The following is a 1101-nucleotide window of genomic DNA, read 5'->3' on the forward strand; positions in this document are numbered from 1 at the left end:
GATGTGTATAAGAGACAGAGTGACGGTGGAGACGACGGGGATACCGGCCGGATGGAAGGTCAGCCCTGCGGCGACCGCACGGTACTCGTCGAGCACCTCTTCCGTGTGCGGGGAGTGGAACGCGTGGCTGACCCGCAGCCGCTTGGTCCTGCGTCCTTCCGCCTCGAAGTGGGCGGCGATCGCGAGTGCGGTGTCCTCGTCACCCGAAACCACCGTCGACGAGTGTCCGTTGAGCGCGGCGATGGACACACCGTCGGTCAGCAGTGGGAGGACCTCGTCCTCGCTCGCCTCGACGGCCACCATGGCACCGCCCGCCCGCATGGTCTGCGTCAGACGGCCCCGGGCGACGACCAGTGTCGACGCGTCCTTGAGTGAGAGCACGCCCGCCACGTGGGCGGCGGCCACTTCACCAAAGGAGTGCCCCATCAGGAAGTCGGGGGTGACTCCCCATGACGAGACCAGCCGGAAGAGCGCGACCTCGACGGCGAAGACTCCGGGCTGTGTGTATCGGGTCTGGTCCAGCAGGTCGCCCTCGCCGAACACGACATCGCGGAGCGGCCGGCCGAGGTGGGGGTCCGTCTCCGCGCACACGGCGTCGAAGGCGTCCCTGAACGCCGGGTACGCCTCGTACAGCTCGCGTCCCATGCCCGGCCACTGCGACCCCTGGCCCGGGAACAGGACCGCCAGCCGGCCGTCCACCGTCGAGCCCCGCACCACACCGGCGGACGGCCGTCCGGCGGTCAGCGCGTGCAGGCCGTCGAGCAGTCCGTCGCGGCCGTCCGCGAGCACCACGGCGCGCTGGGCCAGGGCCGCCCGGCCGGTGGCCAGGGAAAAGCCGACGTCCAGCGCCCCGGACGCGTGTGCGCCCACCGCCTCCACGTGGTCGGCCAGAGCGCTCGCCTGCGCCTCGAGCGCACCGGGGCCGACTGCGGCGGAGAGCAGCCAGGGCACGACCGGAGGTTCGTGTGCCGGTGTGTCTCCGCTCTCGGCGGCCACCACGGGCGGTTCCTCGATGATGACGTGCGCGTTGGTGCCGCTCACACCGAACGAGGACACTCCCACCCGGCGCGGTTCGCCCGTGTCGGGCCATTCCCGCGGCTC

1 protein-coding gene is annotated in these 1101 nt (G+C 71.7%); it reads right to left on the reverse strand.

The genetic code is table 11. From position 1 onward, the window contains the following. Positions 1–1101, reverse strand: a 1101-nt coding sequence (locus IH13_RS0135085) for an acyltransferase domain-containing protein (protein ID WP_031091063.1), incomplete at both ends; no start/stop codon positions are given.

It is taken from the genome of Streptomyces sp. NRRL WC-3549, assembly GCF_000721935.1.
Lineage (GTDB): Bacteria > Actinomycetota > Actinomycetes > Streptomycetales > Streptomycetaceae > Streptomyces.